General features: G+C 38.1%; 1 protein-coding gene. It reads left to right on the top strand.

Annotation, left to right across the window (positions count from 1 at the left end; genetic code table 11):
- Positions 1–231: SET domain-containing protein-lysine N-methyltransferase (locus SB775_RS34340; protein ID WP_410865756.1), on the top strand; the 231-nt coding region annotated here is incomplete at both ends.

Genomic DNA, 231 nt, shown 5'->3' on the forward strand with positions numbered 1-231 from the left:
GGGTGAGTTGATTCACTCAGCACCAGTTATCTCGTATCCGAATGAACAGCATGAACACATTGAGAAAACGTTACTTGCTGACTACGCATTTGAGTATGGGGTAAATCATACAGCATTCCTTTTAGGATACGGCATGTTATTTAATCATGCATATAATCCGAATGCAACGTATGATATTGTCTTTGAGAATCACACGTTTAACTTCTTTGCTTACAAAGATATAAAAGCGGG

The sequence above is a fragment of the Peribacillus sp. SIMBA_075 genome, assembly GCF_046534585.1.